The sequence below is a fragment of the Arcanobacterium haemolyticum DSM 20595 genome (assembly GCF_000092365.1).
Taxonomy (GTDB): domain Bacteria; phylum Actinomycetota; class Actinomycetes; order Actinomycetales; family Actinomycetaceae; genus Arcanobacterium; species Arcanobacterium haemolyticum.
In genome coordinates this window covers 1,547,738-1,567,457 of sequence record NC_014218.1, presented here as the reverse complement: position 1 = coordinate 1,567,457, position 19,720 = coordinate 1,547,738, and the positions used below count along the sequence as shown (strand labels likewise).

The 19,720-nt window shown below is 54.2% G+C and carries 17 protein-coding genes; 13 read left to right on the top strand and 4 right to left on the bottom strand.

Going from position 1 to position 19,720, the window contains the following annotated elements; all coding sequences use genetic code 11:
* The first annotated feature begins 106 nt into the window (after positions 1-106).
* The 3 genes from ARCH_RS07185 to ARCH_RS07175 all read left to right on the top strand — a co-directional run bounded on the left by ARCH_RS07185 (position 107) and on the right by ARCH_RS07175 (position 3,253).
* Complete coding sequence (locus tag ARCH_RS07185) at positions 107-1,144, top strand: adenylate/guanylate cyclase domain-containing protein (protein ID WP_013170622.1); 1,038 nt, start codon at positions 107-109, stop codon at positions 1,142-1,144.
* A gap of 89 nt (positions 1,145-1,233) precedes the next feature.
* Positions 1,234-1,914: a response regulator transcription factor gene (locus ARCH_RS07180; protein ID WP_013170621.1), complete on the top strand. Its 681-nt coding sequence runs from the start codon at positions 1,234-1,236 to the stop codon at positions 1,912-1,914.
* Positions 1,915-1,936: 22 nt separating this feature from the next.
* Positions 1,937-3,253 (top strand): sensor histidine kinase, encoded by a 1,317-nt coding sequence (locus tag ARCH_RS07175; protein ID WP_013170620.1) that lies wholly within the window; start codon positions 1,937-1,939, stop codon positions 3,251-3,253.
* 1 nt (position 3,254) lies between these two features.
* Here ARCH_RS07175 and ARCH_RS07170 read toward each other — a convergent pair whose 3' ends face one another.
* Genes ARCH_RS07170 through ARCH_RS09415 form a run of 3 tightly spaced genes read right to left on the bottom strand, consistent with a single transcriptional unit; the run spans position 3,255 to position 6,487 of the window.
* Positions 3,255-4,607, bottom strand: a complete 1,353-nt coding sequence (locus tag ARCH_RS07170) for an LCP family protein (protein ID WP_013170619.1) — start codon at positions 4,605-4,607, stop codon at positions 3,255-3,257.
* A gap of 17 nt (positions 4,608-4,624) precedes the next feature.
* A complete protein-coding gene (locus tag ARCH_RS07165; protein ID WP_013170618.1) occupies positions 4,625-5,782 on the bottom strand; it encodes an LCP family protein in 1,158 nt (385 codons plus the stop codon).
* A gap of 57 nt (positions 5,783-5,839) precedes the next feature.
* Entirely contained in the window at positions 5,840-6,487 is a 648-nt protein-coding gene (locus tag ARCH_RS09415; protein WP_013170617.1) for a TIGR03089 family protein, read from the bottom strand.
* Between the two features lie 256 nt (positions 6,488-6,743).
* On the opposite strand from ARCH_RS09415, the gene ARCH_RS07155 reads away from it, so the two are divergent.
* The 3 genes from ARCH_RS07155 to ARCH_RS07145 are packed head-to-tail and all read left to right on the top strand — an operon-like array spanning position 6,744 to position 11,421.
* Positions 6,744-7,028 (top strand): WhiB family transcriptional regulator, encoded by a 285-nt coding sequence (locus ARCH_RS07155; RefSeq protein WP_041640994.1) that lies wholly within the window; start codon positions 6,744-6,746, stop codon positions 7,026-7,028.
* A gap of 8 nt (positions 7,029-7,036) precedes the next feature.
* Complete coding sequence (locus tag ARCH_RS07150; protein ID WP_013170615.1) at positions 7,037-9,955, top strand: glycosyltransferase; 2,919 nt, start codon at positions 7,037-7,039, stop codon at positions 9,953-9,955.
* Entirely contained in the window at positions 9,952-11,421 is a 1,470-nt protein-coding gene (locus tag ARCH_RS07145; protein WP_013170614.1) for a DUF5719 family protein, read from the top strand. Before ARCH_RS07150 ends, ARCH_RS07145 begins: the two co-directional genes overlap by 4 nt.
* Here ARCH_RS07145 and ARCH_RS07140 read toward each other — a convergent pair.
* Positions 11,375-11,803: a metallopeptidase family protein gene (locus ARCH_RS07140; protein ID WP_013170613.1), complete on the bottom strand. Its 429-nt coding sequence runs from the start codon at positions 11,801-11,803 to the stop codon at positions 11,375-11,377. The two genes, ARCH_RS07145 and ARCH_RS07140, sit on opposite strands and share 47 nt — an antisense overlap.
* 54 nt (positions 11,804-11,857) lie before the next feature.
* Between ARCH_RS07140 and ARCH_RS07135 the strand changes: the two genes are divergently transcribed.
* From ARCH_RS07135 to ARCH_RS07105, 7 genes are all read left to right on the top strand, one after another.
* Positions 11,858-12,304: a DUF3499 domain-containing protein gene (locus ARCH_RS07135; protein WP_013170612.1), complete on the top strand. Its 447-nt coding sequence runs from the start codon at positions 11,858-11,860 to the stop codon at positions 12,302-12,304.
* A 34-nt stretch (positions 12,305-12,338) separates the two neighbouring features.
* Positions 12,339-13,013 (top strand): MtrAB system response regulator MtrA, encoded by a 675-nt coding sequence (gene mtrA, locus ARCH_RS07130; RefSeq protein ID WP_013170611.1) that lies wholly within the window; start codon positions 12,339-12,341, stop codon positions 13,011-13,013.
* The gene (gene mtrB, locus ARCH_RS07125; RefSeq protein ID WP_013170610.1) at positions 13,010-14,674 is read left to right on the top strand and encodes an MtrAB system histidine kinase MtrB; all 1,665 of its coding nucleotides are present in this window, start codon (positions 13,010-13,012) and stop codon (positions 14,672-14,674) included. The genes mtrA and mtrB overlap by 4 nt, the downstream gene beginning before the upstream one ends.
* Positions 14,671-16,350 (top strand): LpqB family beta-propeller domain-containing protein, encoded by a 1,680-nt coding sequence (locus ARCH_RS07120; RefSeq protein ID WP_013170609.1) that lies wholly within the window; start codon positions 14,671-14,673, stop codon positions 16,348-16,350. The genes mtrB and ARCH_RS07120 overlap by 4 nt, the downstream gene beginning before the upstream one ends.
* Positions 16,351-16,355: 5 nt before the next feature.
* A complete protein-coding gene (locus tag ARCH_RS07115; protein ID WP_013170608.1) occupies positions 16,356-17,057 on the top strand; it encodes a ComF family protein in 702 nt (233 codons plus the stop codon).
* Positions 17,058-17,272: 215 nt separating this feature from the next.
* Positions 17,273-17,941: a ribosome hibernation-promoting factor, HPF/YfiA family gene (gene hpf, locus ARCH_RS07110; protein WP_013170607.1), complete on the top strand. Its 669-nt coding sequence runs from the start codon at positions 17,273-17,275 to the stop codon at positions 17,939-17,941.
* A 310-nt stretch (positions 17,942-18,251) separates the two neighbouring features.
* Complete coding sequence (locus tag ARCH_RS07105; protein ID WP_013170606.1) at positions 18,252-19,634, top strand: FAD-dependent oxidoreductase; 1,383 nt, start codon at positions 18,252-18,254, stop codon at positions 19,632-19,634.
* The last annotated feature ends 86 nt before the right edge of the window (positions 19,635-19,720 follow it).

Below are 19,720 nucleotides of genomic sequence, written 5' to 3'. Positions count from 1 at the left end.
CCGGCAGACGTTGGAGAAGAAATAGTAGTACCCTAATGTGGGTAACACGTGAGTTTGGCATTTTCTCTTCAAAAAGTGTGGCAAAGTTGTTAGAGTAGTGGATGTGATGCAAGACACACCTGGATTTGGGTCCGATGAAGAACTGACTACCGTCGAGAAGCATGCTCGTCGGCTCCTCGGTGGTGCCCCAAAGTACGCTATTCATCAAGCTGCGGAACTCGCTGGAATGGATGTTGATTCTGTGCGTCGTTTTTGGCGCGCCATGGGGTTTCCGTATATTCGCAACTCTGAAAGTGTGCTGTTTACGGAATATGACATCGATGTGATGCGTGCCCATCAAGATTTCATCGAACGTGGGAAGATGGATGAGGATACGCAAAATTCGTTGGTTCGCGCGCAGTCGCACCTCGCAGATCGTATCGTGCTGTGGCAATATGAGGCTCTTGTAGAAGAAGCAGAAAATCGCTTTGGTTTAGATGAAGTGTCTGCTCGTTACTGGGTGTTAGATCATATTCAAGATTATGAACAGTTCCTGATTTATCAAACAAAGTACGCTTGGCGGCGGCATTTGACCGCGTTCCTGCGCCGCACTGAAGTTGAGTTGGAAGGCATGTCATACAACGGTGCAAACGTGATGCCGTTGACTCGTGCTATGGGCTTTGTTGATCTGGTGTCATTTACGCAACGTTCTGGTGAACTTTCGCCGCATCAACTAGTTGACTTTATTCAGACCTTCGAATTTACGTCGCGTGACGTCATTTCTGCGTACGGTGCTCGCGTGGTAAAAACGGTTGGGGATGCTGTTTTGTATATTGCTGATGATCTCGACGTCGGTGCCACAGTTGTTTCTGAAATCGTCAATGCGCTTCACAAGACTCCGGGTATGCCGGACGTGCGTGCCTCGCTTGTGTGGGGCGGTTTGGTCTCTCGATTCGGTGACGTGTTTGGTCCGAACGTCAATCTGGCATCTCGCCTGTGTTCTATCGCACCGGTTGGCGGTATTTTGGTGGATCGTCCAACGGCTGAAGCGTTGAAAAAACTGGATGATAAGGCGTATCTCATTGAACCGTTCGGTTCTCCTGATTTGCAAGGAATTGGGAGTATCGATGCTGCACAACTTCATGTTGTTAGACAAGAAATGTGATCTCGTCAAATCTTGAATCTTCCTTTACTTTAATGAGGGAAGGTGTGCTAGATTAAGCACGTACATCTATCTAGGCAAGGGGAAATGGTATGACGAAAGTACTTATTGTAGAAGATGATTCGGCTATTTCAGGCCCGCTTGTTCGCGCGTTCACACGTGAAGGATACGATGTGACTTCTGTGGCTACAGGCCAAGAAGCGATTGACCTCGTGTCGTCCTCCATTGATCTCATGGTCCTTGATTTGGGGCTTCCTGATATGGACGGCTTGGATGTTGCTCGTGCTGCACGTACTGAAGGCCAGTCGTGCCCAATCCTTATCCTCACTGCTCGTGCAGAAGAAGTAGATATGGTTGTTGGCCTTGATGCTGGTGCCGATGATTACGTCACCAAGCCATTTAGGCTTGCAGAACTGTTGGCGCGCGTTCGTGCACTCTTACGGCGGTCCGTTTCTTCAGATGAAACAGTCGGAATGATTAAAGCGCAGGATGTGAGCGTTGATATTTCTGCCCATCGTGCGTACCTAGGCGATGAAGAACTCCAGCTCACAGGCAAAGAGTTTGAATTGCTTACCATCCTTTTGCGTTCGGCTGGCTCTGTTGTTTCACGTGAAAGCCTCATGGCTACGATGTGGAGTAAAGACATCGAAACATCCACGAAGAAATTGGATATGCACGTATCGTGGTTGCGCCGCAAACTTGGCGATGATGTTACCGAACCACATTACATCACCACCGTGCGCGGCATGGGATTCCGATTCGAAAACGCCTGATCTAGCCTGAAGAAGGTGTGCGATGCGCCAGCGGGCAGTTGCTCTAGTTACCGTAGCTGTTGGTGTTGCAGTTTTATTCTTGGCTATTCCTGGAATGTTGCTCGGCAGTTACCTTATCTGGAAAGATGCCGAAACGAGCGTCGAAATTCGTTCCCAAGCGGTTGTAGAAATCGTAGGGCGATTGGAACAAAACAAGTCAAAAGTGTGGATCAACCTGCTCGATTCGCTCGCTGAATCATCGCATCTGTCAGGTGTTCATATTTCTGTCGTGTACCCAGATGGGCAAACAGTAGAATCTACCAGCCCAGTTGCGCCGTCACGCTTCGAACTGCGGCGATTTACCACGCAAGGATCGCTTGTAACTATTTCTGCCCCACGCTCAGCGGCACTCCACAACATCGTTCAACTTATCGCAGGCGCAGTTGCCCTTGTCCTGGCTGCATTCACAGTTGGGGCATGGGTGGCGCGCAGGCGCGCCCGAACACTCTCAGATCCTCTCATTCTCCTTGCGGCAACGGCGGAACAAATCGGGGCGGGGCAAGTTCGCCCACGCATGTCCCTATCAGGGATCGAAGAAATCGATCTGGTTTATCAAGAACTCGAACGAACTGCTAGCCGGATGGCGGGCCGCATCGCCGCCGAACGCCAGTTCGCCGCCGATGCGGCCCACCAACTCCGAACACCACTCACCGCACTTTCTATGCGGATTGAAGAAATCCAATTTTTGGCAGACGATTCTGAAGTTGCCACCGAAGCCGAACGTGCCCTAGAACAAATTGATCGCCTAAGCGGAGTAGTAACAGAGCTTATGCGCAAATCCTCCACAGGCGTTGGCGGAACTACTGAAGCTGTTAATCTGCGTGATGTTTGCGAACAACAACACCACGAATGGGCAACCATATTCCGTAAAGCCCACCGCACGTTAGTCCTAGCAGAAGGCGATTACAACCCTGTTCTTGCCACTCCAGGATCGTTGGCACAAATCCTTGCCACCTTGATCGAAAATTCGCTCAAATACGGTGCTGGAACAACCACAATAACCCCAATAAAATCAGGCCGAATGGTCAATATCAAAGTCCGTGACGAAGGCTTGGGTGTGCCAGACGAACTCGCAGATTCCATCTTCCTCAAAGGCGTATCGGGCGGCGGATCCACTGGGATCGGGCTAGCAGTAGCACGCGAATTAGCATCAAACGATGGCGGCCGCCTTGAACTCACCGCCCGCAAACCTGCAGAATTCACGCTCACGTTGGCGGCTGTACCACACCAGCTCGATCCATCACGTGTGGTTCCACGTGGAGCAGTGATATCGATGAGCTCACGGCGTCGTCGTCGATAATTTAAAACGACGCAAACATATCCTTCGTTACTGTGCCGTTACGAACATGCTCCCAGAACGCGTCAATCTTATCCGAATCCAACAAAACATACGATGCCCCGTCATAGCCAACGTAATTAAGCGAACTAATCGGAGGAGCACCCATCATTCCATCGGGGCCAATCGCGCCACGCAACGCCAACCCAGCCCACGCAACATCCATCAAGGAATCCTCATTGTCCACAGTCAACACAGACGCGGCCGAACCAACCAAACTGTGCTGAGTAAACGGATTCAAGAATGTGCTTGTGGACGCCGCTTTACCGATAATCTTCGATACAACCTGGCGCTGGCGTGCCGTACGGCCAATATCGCCCAACGGATCCTGGTAACGCATCCGAGAAAAAGCTAACGCCTTAGTGCCATCAACGTCATGGCAACCAGCCTGCCACACCAAACCAGAAAACTCATCATTGACGTCATAATCCAAACACAAGTTGACCCCGCCCACGGCGTCCGTCAACTCCTTCACGCCGTCCATGCCAATCTGCACGTAATGATCCACCGTTAACCCGGTCAGCTTTTCGACTGTGCCCACAAGCGCCTGATGGCCACCAATATTCAACGACGCATTGATCTTCCCCGAAGATCCATCAGGATAGTCAACCAGAGTATCGCGAGGAATCGAGATAAGAGACGTGGAACCAGAATCTGGCACGTGAAGAAGCATGATCGTATCTGCACGATGCCCCTCCGTAGGATCCGAAACGATACCGCCTCGTTCATCCGATCCAACGATCAAGTAGGTGGTGCCAGGGGTGCCTTCGGCTCCAGTCAACGCCGAAATGCGCGTGACCTGCGAATTTCCGTAGCTAAACAGGTAATAGACCCAGCCGCCCACAGCAAGCACGCAACACAACGCTGCAATCCCCGCCATGCGGGCATAATACTTTACGCCGCGCCTGCGCTGCGCGGGCGCAATAAGAGGCGTATGAGGAGCGTGGCGTTCTGGCGTATGCGGAGGTGGTTGCACTGGCCGTTGGGCCGGAAAACGCGGAGGCTGATTCGATTCAGCGGCATCGTCAGGGCGCGCCTGATACTGCTGATTCGGGTGCGAGAAAGCAGACTTGCGAATAGGGCCGGCAGGTGTTCGGCGTTGCGGAGCCTGGGAAGAGGAAACGCTGTGATCCACATCCGGACGGGCAGGAGTACGGCGCACTGGTTCAATACGAGGCGCTTTCGTTGGGCGAGGGGCAGACTGGCGTGGCCGAGCTGAATCTTCTGACGGTGAATCCGGGCGGCCCACGCGGCGCGCACCAGCACTCGACGGCCGGCTGCGGCGTTTGCGCGGCTCAAAAGACGGCGGTTGAGTCATGATTTCCCCTCAGAGACTTATTTGTGCAGGCCCGAACCTAGGTTGTTTTTGAATTCTTCCAGCTGTTCTGGAGTGACGCTTCGGATGATGTCCGGGCCAGAATCGGTTGCCAAGGCTTCGGCTGGAATCGGCTGATCATTCAGCAACGCCTTCCACACCAAACTTGCATTGGCAGACGGCCGTACGCGGGCCCCTTCATATACGTGAGGCATAGTTGCGAAATTGATCGAATCCGGATCGATATTCCGCAACGAGTAGGCGAACCCGCCAAGCCACTGGATATCGCCCAAGCCATTGGAAAGATCCATGTGGCTAGTGACGTCTTTGATGATTCCGTAGAAGGTAGAGATATCGGTGAAGAAGTTCAGCGAGAATGTTTTCTTTGCGATCGCGGTAACCACTTGGTGCTGACGTGAAATTCGGCCAATATCTGTACCGTCCCCAATAGAGTAGCGGGCACGAGCAATGCCAAGCGCTTGCGTTCCATCAAGATGGTGGCAGCCGGCATCGAGTTTAATTCCGGAGTACTGATCGTCCACAGCTTCGTTGAAGCACAGATCGATACCGCCGATGGTATCCACCACATCCCGGAACGAATCGAAGTTCAACACAGCGAACCCATCAATGTAAATGCCGGTGAGTTCTTCAACGGTACGTAGAGTACACGCGGCTGCTTGTGCCACGGTGCCACCGTTAGAACCGCCTGTAGAGAAGGCGGAGTTGAACATGGCATCTTCTTGTGGGTAGGAGTTTCCATTATTTCCGGTTACACACGACGGGATGTTCACAAGAGTGTCACGTGGAATCGACACCACATCAACACGCTCCCGGTTGGCGGAGACGTGAACGATCATCGTGGTATCGGAGCGTTGGATTCCACCATCTTCCTTATCTGCGCCAAGGAGCAGAATGTTGAGTGGTTTTCCGGCTTTTTGATCTAGAGGCGCCTGGTTTTGGACGGGACGTTCCTTTTGTTCAACAAGCGCAGCAATATCGTGCTGTGTGATCGATTGCTGTAGTTCGTAAAGCATGGTTCCAAATGCGGTTCCGCTGGTGAGGATAAACGCGAAAATAGCCAGGCCGAAGATCCGTAGTCTGTTTCGCCACGGATTACTCTTTCGCTGATGCGAAGCCGAGCGGGGGGAAACATCTATGTTGTCATTCGTTTTAACCACGCTTGTGTTCCTACAATCTCGTTGGGGTTGCGCCTGTGCGCAACAATCATTGAGTGGTCAAATTCTACCCCAGGTTGATGCATTTTCTCCGGAGATGACCCGTTCAGTGTTCGCTTGTGGGGAGATTATCACCAGGCCATATCCGTGGGAAATGGCTCCAGCGAACTGTTTCGTGAGGGTTTGGAGATCGTTGGGTGGTACCGCGAGCATAGGAGTTTCGGCTGAAGGCGGAGTGAGGCCGTCTACCTCCCCGGTGAGCGTGTAGGGATCGATTGAGTCAGGGTAGCGCATGGGTGCCGATGCCGCGTCGTCGTACCCTTCGGGAAGTTCCCCTGGCCAGGAAAACGCAAGTGATTCCAGGGTTAACGCAAGATTCGTTGCGTTCGAATCGGGTTGGGTTGGGTGTGAGGTGACGACGACGTCGTTCCACGAAACCTCTCCGGCTTCCAACGCAACTGTGCATTCAGCCAACTGACCCGCCAGCGCCCACATCACTGACTTCCAGTGTGGCGGTAGATCAAGAACAAGCGTGCTCGACGAATCAACCCCCAGATCATCAAGTAGATACTGTGTAATCTTTGCCAAATGCATCGCAACTACTTTTCCTGATAGTTCAATACGCTCTTGATCGCCGTACCACACGAGGGCAGGACTGGTGCCGCGTGAGAGAAGAACGGATAAAAATGTGGGTGCCGGGATGGCCATAATGACTCGTTTCAGTGAGAAAGATCAATGTTTTATGTAACTGGACGAAACCGGATAAACGGGTGAATGTAAATTCTTCCATGCATCTGTGATTATTCCGAATGCTAGAGGACAGTTTGCCTTATCGTCTTGACTTTTGGGGTGCGACACGCGTGTAATTTATATAGTGATTTAATTATGAAGGGATCTGGCTATGAGGGAAACCGAGATGAAAGCCCCGGGCATGTGCTCCGATGCTCGCTCAACTCGGTCTCTCATGCGCGGCATCTTTAATCTAGGATATGGCACTCAGTACGCGGACGATCTCACGTGGATGGAAGAAGCTCTGTGTGCCCAAACTGATCCAGATATTTTCTATCCTGAAAAAGGTGGGTCCACCGCCCCGGCAACCTCGGTGTGTGCCAGCTGTGCTGTCCGCGCCGAATGTTTAGAATATGCTGTGGCAAACGATATCCGGCATGGAATTTGGGGCGGGACATCAGATAACGATCGGAAGCGCATGGCACGTGAGCGCAAGGCCACTCGGAGTGTGCGCGGCTAAGGTTCGCTGTGGATAATCAAAAAATACAGGGTATAGATCGAGGAAGCGTCACGGCCATTGTGGTTGCACAAGGCCGTGATTTTCCATATCTTGCCCAAACGTTGGCCGCACTGGCCGCGCAACAACTTCCCGTAGATCACGTGCTCATCGGTATAGAAACTGATGCTGATCTCCCTTTTCTTCGCCGGGCGCTACCTGATGCCCGAGTCCATGTGATCGGCGAACAGCCATCGTTTGGTGCTGCCGTTAAGACTCTTCGTGCCATGGCTGATGATTGTGATTCGTGGCTGTGGCTGTTGCATGCTGATTCAGCTCCGGAACCAGATGCGTTGGACGCGATGTTGCGTATGGGTGAATCGTCTCATTCGATCGGCGCTGTTGGGCCTAAACATGTGGGGTGGGATCGGGAGCCGCGCACGCTTGTAAGCGTGGGTATTCGTGCCACCCGATCGGCACGGCGTGTACCTGAAGTTGAACCCGGTGAACTAGATCAGGGGCAGCTTGATTCGCGAACTGACGTGTTGGCTGTGGGCACTGCCGGGATGCTGGTGCGGAGCGAAGCGTGGGAGGAACTGGGCGGTTTTGATCCATTTTTGGGGCCGTTCGGGGACGGGCTTGAATTTTCTCGCAGGCTTCGTTTGGCGGGCTACCGGGTGGTTGTGGAACCGCGTGCGCGAATTCGGCATGCCCGCGTATCGCTCGGAGAACGCATGGTGGAATCGTTTGCGATGCGCCGGGTGTCTCAAGCCTATAACGCCTTGTTGGCGGCTCCTTGCGTGCTGGTGCCGTTGTTGTGGTTAGGGTTTGTATTGGGCGGCATTGTGCGGGCTATTGCCCGGTTCTTTATGCATGAACCTGGCTATGCTGGCGCAGAAGTGCGTGCGGGCTGGAAAATCGCGGGAGCGTTGGCGCATGTGGCGCGTGGCCGGGCGCAGATTCGGCGTGTGCGTAAGGTTCCACGGCGGGCGTTGAGTGCGTTGGAAGAAAAGCCGTGGAGCGTGAGGTTGGCACAGCGCCAAACCCGCAAGGCGCATCAGGATGCGCGTTTAATGGCAGACGTTCCTGATCACTTGACGTTAAAAGAACTGCAGGAGAATGCGCGTGCGAACCGGTGGGGACGCGCTCTGGTGGGTGCTGTTTCGCTGGCGTGGATGGGCTTGTTTTTGATTCCTGTGGCGTCGGGTGGTGTGCTGGTTGGCCGGCATTTGGCGCCCGGTACGGTGGAGGGCCCTGACCTGTTCGCTGCTGTGTTGCGTGGTTGGATCGAATCGGGGGATGGGTATCCTGGCGCGATTGATGCGTTGTGGGTGTTCCTTTCGCTTCCGCTCTTGGTGCTTTCCCCGTTCCAGGTTACGCTGGGGCATTTAGTGACACTGTTGTTGTGGCTGGCTTTCCCTTTGGCTGTGTTGTTGGCGTATGCCGCGTTGGGCAAGATCGTTATTAGTTGGTATGTTCGCGCCGGTTTGACCATGGTGTGGGTTTCGGCGCCTGCGTTTGTGGATTCGGTTGCGACTGGCCGGATTTCTGGCGTGGTGGCCTTCCTTGGTTTGACTGGCTGCGTGTATGCTCTTGGGGGTGCGTGGCGTGGTGGCCGGCACGATCTGGGTGTTCTATCTTTCTTTGCGATGGTGGCATCGTTGGGCGCGCCCGTATTTGGTGTTGTGACGCTTGTGGTGGGAGTGGTTGGTTTTGTGTACCATCGGGCGCAGGTGCGCTGGTTGTTGGTGCCACTTCCTGCGCTCGCGGTTCATATTCCAGGTTTCCGGTTTGCTGGGATTGGCTATCTTCTCACGTCTCCAGGAGCGTCTGAATCGGGTGTTCGTGATCCCCGTGCGATCCTTTCTTTGGTTCCATTTGACGATTTTTCGTTGAGTTTCCCTACTTTGCTGGCGTTCGTGTTGCCGGCTTGCTTGGCGTTGGTTGCGTTGCTTGGTTTGTTCCAGGTGCGTTTCTATGCTCGCGCCCGCGTGGCGTGGCTTTTCGCAGTGGCAGGTTTGGCGATTGCGTTGTTTGTTGTTCCGTTGTGGCCTGGTTACGGCCAAGAACTGGTGTGGGTTTCTTTGACGACGGCGGTGGCATGCGGTTTCGCTGGGACCCGTAAGCGGCTTCGTGCTGCGTCGTTTGGCGTATACCATCTGGTGGTTGGGTTGATTGTGGTAGCTCTTGGGCTGAGTTGGATAGGGTCAGCTGGCTACACGATCATGAATCATTCAAAGATTCGGGATGTGCGCCCGGTTCAATCGTCTCTGATCCCTGCTGTTGGACGGGAGGATCAGCGTTCTGGCCTGAAAGTTTTGGCGTTAGAACCGCAGGCTGATGGGGTTACGGCATATTTGTGGCGTGGCTATGGAACAGAACTTCATGAATTGACGATGGTAGCGCAGGCTGTTGGGGTAGATCCGGCGGCTCGTGATGTGCTTGCTCAAACTGTTGCGAATGTGACTGGAAGGGCGCCCGATGTTGCCCGTGATCTGGCTGTACATGGTGTGTCATTGATCGTGGTTCCACCAAGTAACGATCCACGACGCAATGAACTGGTTGGAGCGCTGAATGCTCTTCCTCATGTGACGTATGTGTCTGGCCACGAATCGGGTGACTTCTGGCGTGTGGAATGGAATGATTCTGCAACCCTCCGGGTGATTCCTGGCCATGAGCGTCAGATTTCTCCAGCAAGTAGTGAACGAAAAATTGTTATTCCTGAACGCAAGGATCCGCATTGGCATGCACAGGTAGGAGATACTGTGCTCAAAAGCGATAAACAGAGCGGGTGGGCGCAGGGTTTCATTCTCCCTGCAGATGCTCATGGAACTGTGCATATCACATATCGCGATGGCATCCATCGAACACTCAGCACGATCACTTACGCGATTATGGTGCTCTCGCTGTTGTTCGCGTTGCCTGTAAACCGGCGGAGGTTGAGCCGATGAAAATCAAACCGATTCTGTCTGGTGTAGCTGTGATCGCGCTAGCCGCAGGTGTTATAGGAGCGGCCTTTACGTTGCCAGCGCGAACTACGGCGGCAGAAACTAGCCCAGAATATGTGCCGATGGGGCAGACTTTTTCACTCGCCTGTACAGGCGGTGCTACTCGCACTGTCGAATCGGGAGTCAACGTCAACCACGAAGCCGAATCCATTTCAGGTCAGGGCGTGGTTTTCGTTGATGGTGCACAGTGGTTTGATATTGCACAACAATCCTCGGTTGATGCCACAACGATCGTCTCTCACGCAGAATCTGATCTAGGTGTAACGCAAGCCACCGGGGTGGTCTACGCATCAGACCATCGAATCAAGGACGGCCATATTATGGGAGCCTCCATCGTGCGCATCGGAGGAGCCGACATGCGCGGGTTGGCAGCGAACCCGTGCCAGTGGGCACGGCAATCTGTCTGGTTGTCCGGATCTCAAGCAAAAGTTGGCACATACAACTCCCTCGCCATACTCAACCCCGGAGAAAACCCCATCACGGTATCCGTGAACGCATACGGAGCCACTGGTCCACTCGAACTCACCAGTAACCATCACATTGTTGTACCCGCAAAAAGCCGATCGCAGATCAGCCTTGATGGGCTAATCCCGGATACGGCTCAGCTAGCACTTCACCTCACCTCGGATTCTGGCGTGTTTTCCGCATCCTTGCAAACAAACTCGCTCGATGGGCTCACCCCGCAAGGCATGTCGTTTGTTTCCCACTCCGATTCAGGGAAAAACATTGTTATTCCAGGGCTTGTTATTCCAGAAAACCGTGCTGTAGAAGCCGATAATGCAGAAAAACACCATGCGTCAGTACGTATCGTGAACCCACAACAAGAAGAAATCACCGCCCACGTATCGCTCATTGGCGAACGTGAACACGCACTCGCCGGCGCACAAGACGTTCGGCTGCCCGCTCAATCCGTTATTGACCTCACGCTCGATGGCACCGCCCCTGGCGCGTACGCTGTGCGTATCGCCGCAGATCAGCCCATTACGGGAAGCGTCAACATGAGCATCGAAGGAACCGCTGGAAAAGATCAAGCCTGGATCGGAGCCCAGCCATCCTTGCGCACAGGCGGTGCAGCTGTTACTGGAACAGCATCGCTCGTCCTCACCACACCCACTAATGCTGACGTCACGATCACCGGCTACGATTCCCACGGGCAGATCAGCCACGAAGAACAACGCCACATCACAGGCACACAACAAATTGAGCTACCTGACGGGCTAGATTATGTATGGGTCACGGCGTCGTCGTCGATCACCGGATCAATCTACGCAACGCAACCCCTCAACTCGGGCACAGGAATCACCGCAATCCCACTCACTGCGCAAGGAACCGACGCGCAAGGAGTACGCGTCAACGTCCACCCTAACGCAGATAATCCACGTCCCGCGGATCCATTTCCATCGCGGTAGCAATCTGGCCAACCATGACCTCGTGAATAAACCCACGCGGATCATCCTCAGCTAACATAGCCATCTCCAACGGCATCCGATAAAAGACAAGCCGGCCATAAATCTTCGACGGGCGCTCAAACGGCAAAAAACGAGCCAACGGAACCCCATCCTCCCACGGAGCTGGATCCGCCGCTGGAACATCCAACACAGCCACGTCAAACCGATCTAAACGCGGCCCCAAATGTTCATGAAATGCAGCCAATTCAACCGCGAGAACGTCATCAAACTTTTGGGCGCGCGAACGGAAAGCAGGCGATTCTGGGCCCACAAGCGGACCCCGCATACCGCGGCCATGGCGGTCGCGCCTCCGCCCATTCGAACGTTTCGGAAGAATACTCACACGTCTATGGTAAGCCACCCGAAACTTAACCACGAGCGTTGTAGACTTGAAACCGTGAGTCCAATCCGACACTGTAGCCGAAGCGCCTGCAACAACCCTGCAGCAGCCACCATGACCTACGATTACAAACAAGCAACAGCCGTGCTCGGGCCATTATCGCCCGTTCCACTTCCTGGTGCGTTTGATCTATGCGCGCAACACGCCCACACCGTTACTGTGCCCGTAGGATGGCAAATGATCCGCCTCAAAACCGAATTCGAACCCGTCGCGCCATCAACAGACGATCTCACGGCGCTCGCGGACGCCATACGTGAAGCCTCCCGGCGGGACGTTCCACCGCCGCGCCCGGCACAACGCGAAATTCGCCGGACCTCCATGGATATTTCCGCAACCCCGCGGCCGCGTCCCCATTTGTCAATGATTAACGGTGGTGGCGAAACCTCTGAAGAAGCCTCTAGCGCTGATCTCACACCCGTATCAGACGATGAAACAATCCGGTAAAGTAAAGCTATTAACCAATGTGAAAGGCGAATAGATGCGCATTCTTGTTGTAGATGACGATCCAGGAATCTCCGAAATGGTGGCAATCCTTCTGGAATCAGAAGGATACGACGTATCCGTATGTGCAAACGGATCCAACGTAGTGCCGCTTTTCCGTGCAGAACACCCAGATCTCGTGTTGCTTGACGTGATGTTGCCGGGGCTCGATGGCGTCTCGGTATGCCGTTTGTTGCGCGAAGAATCCGATGTGCCAATCATCATGATGAGTGCAAAGACGGACTCCCTTGATGTCATTGCCGGCCTGGAAGCAGGCGCAGACGATTATGTGACTAAGCCTTTCGAAAACTCGGTTCTTTTGGCACGCGTGAAAGTCCGCCTGCGCCGCCAAGAAAACGAATCCGAAATTTTGAAGGTTGCGGACTTAAGCATCGATCTCAAAGCACACGAAGTCAAACGCGGGCACGAAACCGTTCACCTCACTCCGCTCGAATTCGATCTGCTTACTGTACTGGCTCGTAAGCCATACCAAGTGTTTTCTCGCGAAGAACTCCTTGAACAAGTATGGGGATACCGCCATTCAGCAGATACTCGCCTGGTTAACGTGCACATTCAGCGCCTGCGCGCCAAAGTGGAACGTGATCCAGAAAACCCGGGCGTCGTGCTCACAGTCCGTGGCGTAGGCTACCGAGCAGGTGCCGTTAAGGAGTGAACCAGGAAGAGAGCCGCCCACGCAAACGGCGCAGCATATTCGATGTTATTGAACGTAAATTCGCTTCCTATCAGCAGCGATGGCGTTCCTCGCTCTCATTACGCACAATAACGTTCATCGCGCTCGCATCACTTGTGGGTATTGCGATCACCGGAACGGCCATCACATACCAAGTGAAGAACGCTGTATTCGATCGGACTGTATCCGTTGATATTGAGCGGTTCGCCACTGACACTCAACTAGCTCAAGAACGCTTCTCGGTTGCGATTGCGCCAACGACGGCGCAATCGCAACGCGTAGCGCTCGAACTCGTATCCTCTCTTTACGATCCTGCACGTGAATTGCTTGGCGGGGTGCTGCTGCGTTCCCCAAACCAAGAGTTTTCCGGCATACCTATTTTGGAACCAGAAACGGCCACGACAACGCGCGTGCGTTCGCTGATTACCCCGGAACTTCGGGAAATCGTGCGAAGTGACGCCGATTTGGGCTGGCAATCTGTATCAATCGCCAACGCACAAAACAAGGAAATCCCGGGCATTATCGTGGGCAAACAGATCCGTATTCCTGGATCTGGAGATTATGAACTGTATGCCGTGTTTTCGTTGGCTAACCAGCAAGATCTTCTGAACGCCACGATTCAGGCGCAATCGTTTGGCATGGTTGGACTGTTGGCGCTGCTTGTTATTGTGGCATGGATGATGGTGCGGTTTATTTTGCGGCCGATTCGGGCTGCCGCGGCGAACGCGCAAAAACTTACCGAAGGTGATTTCGATTCGCGTATGAAAGTCAATGGTGCAGACGAATTAGCCCAGTTGGGGGATTCGTTTAACACGATGGCATCGTCATTGGAAGAACAGTTTACGAGGATGCAACGAATGTCTGCGATTCAAACAGACTTCGTTTCGGCCGTTTCGCACGAACTTCGATCCCCTGTAACCACGATTCGTATGGCGGGCCAGCTTATCTACGACAAGCGTGACGAGCTTCCTCCAGCCCTCAAACGAAGCGCCGAATTACAACACACCCAGTTGCGTAATTTGGATGCGATGCTTTCTGATCTCCTAGAAATTTCTAGGTACGACGCCGGTGGCATGGCTCTTGCTGCCCAAGACGTCGATATTGCTGATATTGCACGTGACGTCATCGATATGGCAGAACCACTCGCACTCGATAACGGTGTGATCGTTCGGCTAGACAAGACTGGTGACACCACAGCACAAGTAGAGCCACGACGAATCGAACGCGTGATCCGCAATCTAGTTGTGAACGCGCTAGAACACGCTGGAGGTAAGCCAGTCCATGTATCTGTGGTAGGCGGGCGTGACGCCGTGGCAGTACGAGTACAAGACAACGGGGTGGGGCTCACTGAAGAACACGCAGCCCACGTGTTCGATCGATTCTGGCGTGCGGACTCATCTCGGGTCCGCAAATCTGGCGGAACTGGGTTGGGCCTGACTATCGCGAAAGAAGATGCTCTCATCCACGGAGGCACGCTTGAAGCAACCGGTGAACTCGGGATCGGTTCCACATTCTTGCTAACCGTGCCACGCAATCCAGGAGAAGACTTCTCACATCCACTCCCGCTCGATGTACCAGAACCATTCACATCGCCAACAGCACATGACGAACCAGACGCACGTGCTACGGAGGCTACAGAATGAAAAACAAAATCACTGTCCTCATAGCCATAATCCTCTTGGTATCCGGATGCGCTCGGATCCCAACCTCCGGCGTCCCATACGCAGTAGATCGACCCAAGCAAACAACTAGCGGAATCGTACTCGACCCCCAAGGGCCGGCCGAAGGCGCAGAACCAGAAGACATCGTGGTGGGCTTCATGCGAGCATCATCCGCCGGCTTCTCCGACGATTTCGTGGTAGCACGCCAATATCTCACTGCCGACGCCTCCACAGCCTGGAACCCTGCCACACAAGTGCGCATCTATCCAGACTCACAAAACCAGCAAGTCAGCCAAACTCGATCCGGTGCATACAGAGTCACCGTAGGAGCAGGCGGCATCCTCGACTCCACAGGACGATTCACCGCCGCCACAGCAGACGCCACCCTATCGAACGAATTTTCCCTTGTTCGTGAAAAATCAGGACAATGGCGCATCGCCGTCGTCCCTGACGGTGTGACAATGCCAGACTCACTGTTCCGAACGCTATTCGTGCGCGTCCCACTCTACTTCCCAACGCAAGACCAAAATGCGCTCGTGACGGACGTGCGTTGGTATCCACGCTCCCAAGTAGCGTCATCGGTTGCGCGCGGAATCGTAGACGGTCCACCTGCGTGGCTCGCCGAATCAGTAAACCCAGTCCTGCCAACGGGAACGCGCCTAACAAACCCCGTTACGGTAGAAGACGGAACCGCGCGCGTGGACCTGAGCAGTGAAGTAGCAGAACTGCCACAACGTGTCCGTAACCTCGTCTACGCACAATTCTCCAAAACACTCAGCGCCATCGCAGGAATCTCACGCGTAGAACTCACCGCAAACGGCGTACCACTTACAGCGCAAACTAACACAGACGTACCCGCATACCCTTACTCGGCCTCATCGCTCATGGTCCTCGTCGACGGGAAACCCGCGGTAGTCAAAGACGACGGAATCCACCCCGTGCCCGGAGCAGAAGCTCTTGTATCACTCGGACTCACCAACATCGCCATCCCATACGGCGAAACCACAACAGAATTCGTGGCACTCGGAAACAACAAACAAACCCTCTATCGTGTCTCCCAAGAAAATGGCGCAAGCCCCCTGGTTAACGGAACAGCCCTTGTACCTCCATCAACCGACCGCAAAGGCTTCGCCTGGGTATCAGAACGCGAACCGAACAAATCCTTCACTGTAGCCAACATAGCCTCCGGCACGGTAACCCGTGTAGACGCCCCATGGCTCGAAGGCGTAAAAGTACGGGCGCTCGCGGTATCCCGCGAAGGCGTACGGCTCGCGGTGATCGTGGAAAACGAAAACGGCGTACAGATCCTCATCGCGGGAATCGTGCGTGACAACGCCGGAATCCCACAATCGTTGAGCGATCCGATCCGAGTGGGGCAGCGGTTCGCCGACGCCCAAGACATCGCCTGGGTATCCGATTCGCGGCTTGTTGCAATCGGAAAAACTCAGTCCTCCACAGTCAATTCTTTATATTCCGTGCCGTTGGGGGAGAACATTTCACTTTTGTCCTCATCGTTGGAAGATATTGTGGACGTGACCGCTGGGCGCAACGACGAATCCATCTTGCTCCACACATCCAAGGATGAAATCTTCGCCTACGACGCCGGTGGATGGCGCCAAGTTATTCAACACGCATCCTCGCCTGCCTATCCAGGGTGATTGCCGTGTGGCCGGGCTTTTTGAGGCGATTGTGGGGCGATGTTGCCGATATCGTTTTCCCACGGTGGTGCTTGGGGTGCGGCGCAGTTGACGAAAGTTTGTGTAGCGCGTGTGCGGCGTTGTGGGAAGGCCCGTGGTGGCGGGCTGGTGGCGACGCGAGGTTTTTGGTGAGCGTGTGCGATGACGAATCTGACTCTGTGGCGTTTCCCGTGTGGGGCAAGGCTTGGTATTCGGGGCGCGTTGCACGTGCGATCGTGGGGTGGAAGAATACTCGAGATCGTCGGGCGGATCAGGCTTTTTCTGGTTTGTTTTCGCGGATTGTGGCGGATCTGGACGCGGTGCGGGCCTTTCCTGCGGCGCGATGGGATCGCGTGGTGGTTGTTCCGTTGGCGTCGTCTCGAGGCCGACGCCGGGATGGCCGGTTTGTTGCCGGGGTGGCGGCGTGCGCTGTGGCCGAGTTGTGGGGTGTGCCTTATGTTGATGGGCTGAAAGCTGTGAATGTTGCGCGTGGTTCGGGGAGCGCTGCGGATAGGGCGCGGAAGTTACGGGGGCAGCGATCTGTGGCGGATTTTTCGGGGCGTGACGTGGTGTTAGTTGATGATGTTTTGACAACTGGGGCTACGTTGGTTGGGGCGCAACGGGCGATTGAAGCGGCTGGTGGCCGGGTGTGTGGTGCGGTGGTTTTAGCGGTTACTGACCATCCTTGACTAGAGGATATGCTGACCGCTGAATGGGGTGAAAAAGATTCCCTTTTGTGATGTGAGGCACTATACTTGAGGTAACAGATTAAAGGAGTGAATCTCACTGAAGCTGTGATTACGCTCGGATGAAAGTAGGTGGTGAGTGTTTCCTGCTCGCGTCTGCGAGCGCAAGTCCCCTCAACGTGGCAACGCTGCCACTCTCACGACCCAAGGAGGTCATCGTGGAATTCGTAGTTAAAGGCCGTAACGCCGAAGTTAGTGACAACTTCCGTGAATTTGTTGAAGAGAAGCTAGCAAAAATTGAACAGTTTGCTCCTCGTGCTCAACGTGTTGAAGTTGAAGTAACACATGAACCAAACCCGGCTCAAGCAGAAATCTCTGAGCGTATTGAAATCACTGTTCGTGACAAGGGCCCGGTTGTTCGTGCTGAAGCGGCTGCATCTGATCGATATGGCGCGGTGGATTTGGCGGCGCAGAAGCTGTTTGAACGGCTACGCCGCAAGAGTGAGAAAATGAAGGACCGGAAGCATCACGCCGTTAAGGATGTACCTGCGGGTGAACTCAATGTTGATGAATTGATGGCGGAAGTAAAGTCTGCCAAGGTGGAAGAACCTGCTGAAGAACCCACACGGCCAACTGCTGTTGGCGAAGCGGTTGAAACGCAAGTAGGGGATTCCCCAGTTGTTGTGCGCCAAAAGCTGTATGAAGCTAAGCCTATGTCCGTTGAACAGGCAGTAGATGAAATGGAACTGGTTGGGCACCCATTCTTCCTCTTCATTGATGAAGAAACGTCGCAGCCATGTGCCGCATACCGCCGGCGTGGATGGACTTACGGTGTGATTCGCTTGGATGCGAAGACATCCGAAAACGGTCCTGGTGACGTGGAGTAATATAACTGGACTCGTAGAGGGTCGAATCCTGGAATTTCCAGGGTTCGGCCCTTCTTTCGTGCCTGTATGACTGGCCGCACTTGCATAGCCCTGCCGCACCTGCAAAAACATAGGGAATCCGGCACGCCCTGCAATATGCGGCGAAGGCGTGCCGTATCCTCAAACAAAATGCAGGAGTTTACATCTTATCGGAGGTAAAGGTGTAGACCTTGTCACCCTGTGCGGATCGACTTCGCTTCCTCGGATATTATGGTGAGTGGTTTCTTTCCCATCGTTAACGGGCTACTTGGTGTAGCTGGAAGAGGTAATTGTGACTCAACGTCCACTTCAGGTTGCGGTTATTGGTGCCGGCCCTGCTGGAATCTATGCATCTGATATTTTGTCCAAGTCAGATGTTGATGTACAGATCGATCTGTACGAAAAATTGCCAGCCCCATACGGCCTTGTGCGTTACGGTGTGGCACCGGATCATCCACGTATTAAAGCGATTATTACCGCCCTTTACAACGTGTTGCAGCGCGGCGATATTCGGCTGGTTGGCAACGTTGAAGTAGGCAAAGACATCACGTTTGACGAACTGCATGAACACTACGATGCGGTTCTCCTAGCAACTGGTGCAGATCGTGATCGTCCATTCGATATTCCGGGCTCCGATCTGCCAGAAGTCTACGGGGCATCTGAATTCGTGTACTGGTATGACGGGCACCCAGACGTACCGCGCACCTGGCCGTTGGAAGCCAAAGAAGTTGCCGTTCTTGGCGTTGGAAACGTGGCACTCGATGTGGCCCGCATCCTTGCAAAGCATCCTGAAGATTTGATGAGTACCGAAATTCCAGAAAACGTGGAAGCGGGCTTGCGCCAATCTCCTATTACAGACGTTCACGTGTTCGGCCGTCGCGGCCCCGCTCAAGTGAAGTTCACCCCGATGGAACTGCGCGAACTCGGCCATGTGCCAGACGTTGACATCGTGGTCTACCCAGACGATTTCGATTACGATGCTGGTTCGGAACAAGCCATGGATGAGTCGAAGATGACACGTCAAGTGGTCGATCAACTCACCAACTACGCTTTCCAAGATGCCGAAGATCTCACCGCATCCCGCCGTATCCACATCCATATGTTGCAGGCCCCAGTTGAAATTCTTGGCGATGAACATGTTGAAGGCATCCGCATGGAACGTATGGAACTCCAAGGAGATCAGTCTGTGAAAGGCACTGGAGAATTCATTGATTACCCAGTCCAGGCGGTCTATCGGGCAGTCGGCTACGCGTCGTCGCCAATTCCTGGCGCGCCGTTCGATGAACGCCGCTGCGTTGTGCCAAACGTGGGCGGCCGTGTGATGGACGGCGAAAACGTCGTTACTGGCATGTACGCAACTGGCTGGATCAAACGAGGCCCGGTTGGGTTGATCGGCTCTACGAAGTCTGACGCCCAAGAAACCATCAACAACCTGGTGGACGATTACAAAGCCGGAAAGCTCCATGCATCCACTGAAAATGTTGGCTGGGATGCGTCCCGTGTGCTCCTGGAAGAACGCGGCGTCCGCTACACCGATTGGGAGGGCTGGCACCACCTGGAGGACTTTGAAAAGTCACTTGGGCAGGCCGCAGGCCGTGAGCGCATCAAAGTTGTTGAGCGCGAAACCATGACAGCCGTATCCCGTGGCGAAGAGCACGACGGAAAGCTCTACTGATACTTAGCTGGCATCTAGCTTCTGCATGGGGCTGATGCTGGCGCGAGCGGGCTGGGCTTGGGGAAAATTCCCAAGCCCAGCCCGCG

Excerpts from the sequence above, each read along its gene's own strand:
- ARCH_RS07175 (WP_013170620.1), top strand. The coding sequence starts at position 1,937 with ATGCGCCAGCGGGCAGTTGCTCTAGTTACCGTAGCTGTTGGTGTTGCA.
- ARCH_RS07185 (WP_013170622.1), top strand. The coding sequence starts at position 107 with ATGCAAGACACACCTGGATTTGGGTCCGATGAAGAACTGACTACCGTC.
- ARCH_RS07145 (WP_013170614.1), top strand. The coding sequence starts at position 9,952 with ATGAAAATCAAACCGATTCTGTCTGGTGTAGCTGTGATCGCGCTAGCC.
- mtrA (WP_013170611.1), top strand. The coding sequence starts at position 12,339 with ATGCGCATTCTTGTTGTAGATGACGATCCAGGAATCTCCGAAATGGTG.
- ARCH_RS07170 (WP_013170619.1), bottom strand. The coding sequence starts at position 4,607 with ATGACTCAACCGCCGTCTTTTGAGCCGCGCAAACGCCGCAGCCGGCCG.
- ARCH_RS07180 (WP_013170621.1), top strand. The coding sequence starts at position 1,234 with ATGACGAAAGTACTTATTGTAGAAGATGATTCGGCTATTTCAGGCCCG.
- ARCH_RS07155 (WP_041640994.1), top strand. The coding sequence starts at position 6,744 with ATGCGCGGCATCTTTAATCTAGGATATGGCACTCAGTACGCGGACGAT.
- ARCH_RS07120 (WP_013170609.1), top strand. The coding sequence starts at position 14,671 with ATGAAAAACAAAATCACTGTCCTCATAGCCATAATCCTCTTGGTATCC.
- ARCH_RS09415 (WP_013170617.1), bottom strand. The coding sequence starts at position 6,487 with ATGGCCATCCCGGCACCCACATTTTTATCCGTTCTTCTCTCACGCGGC.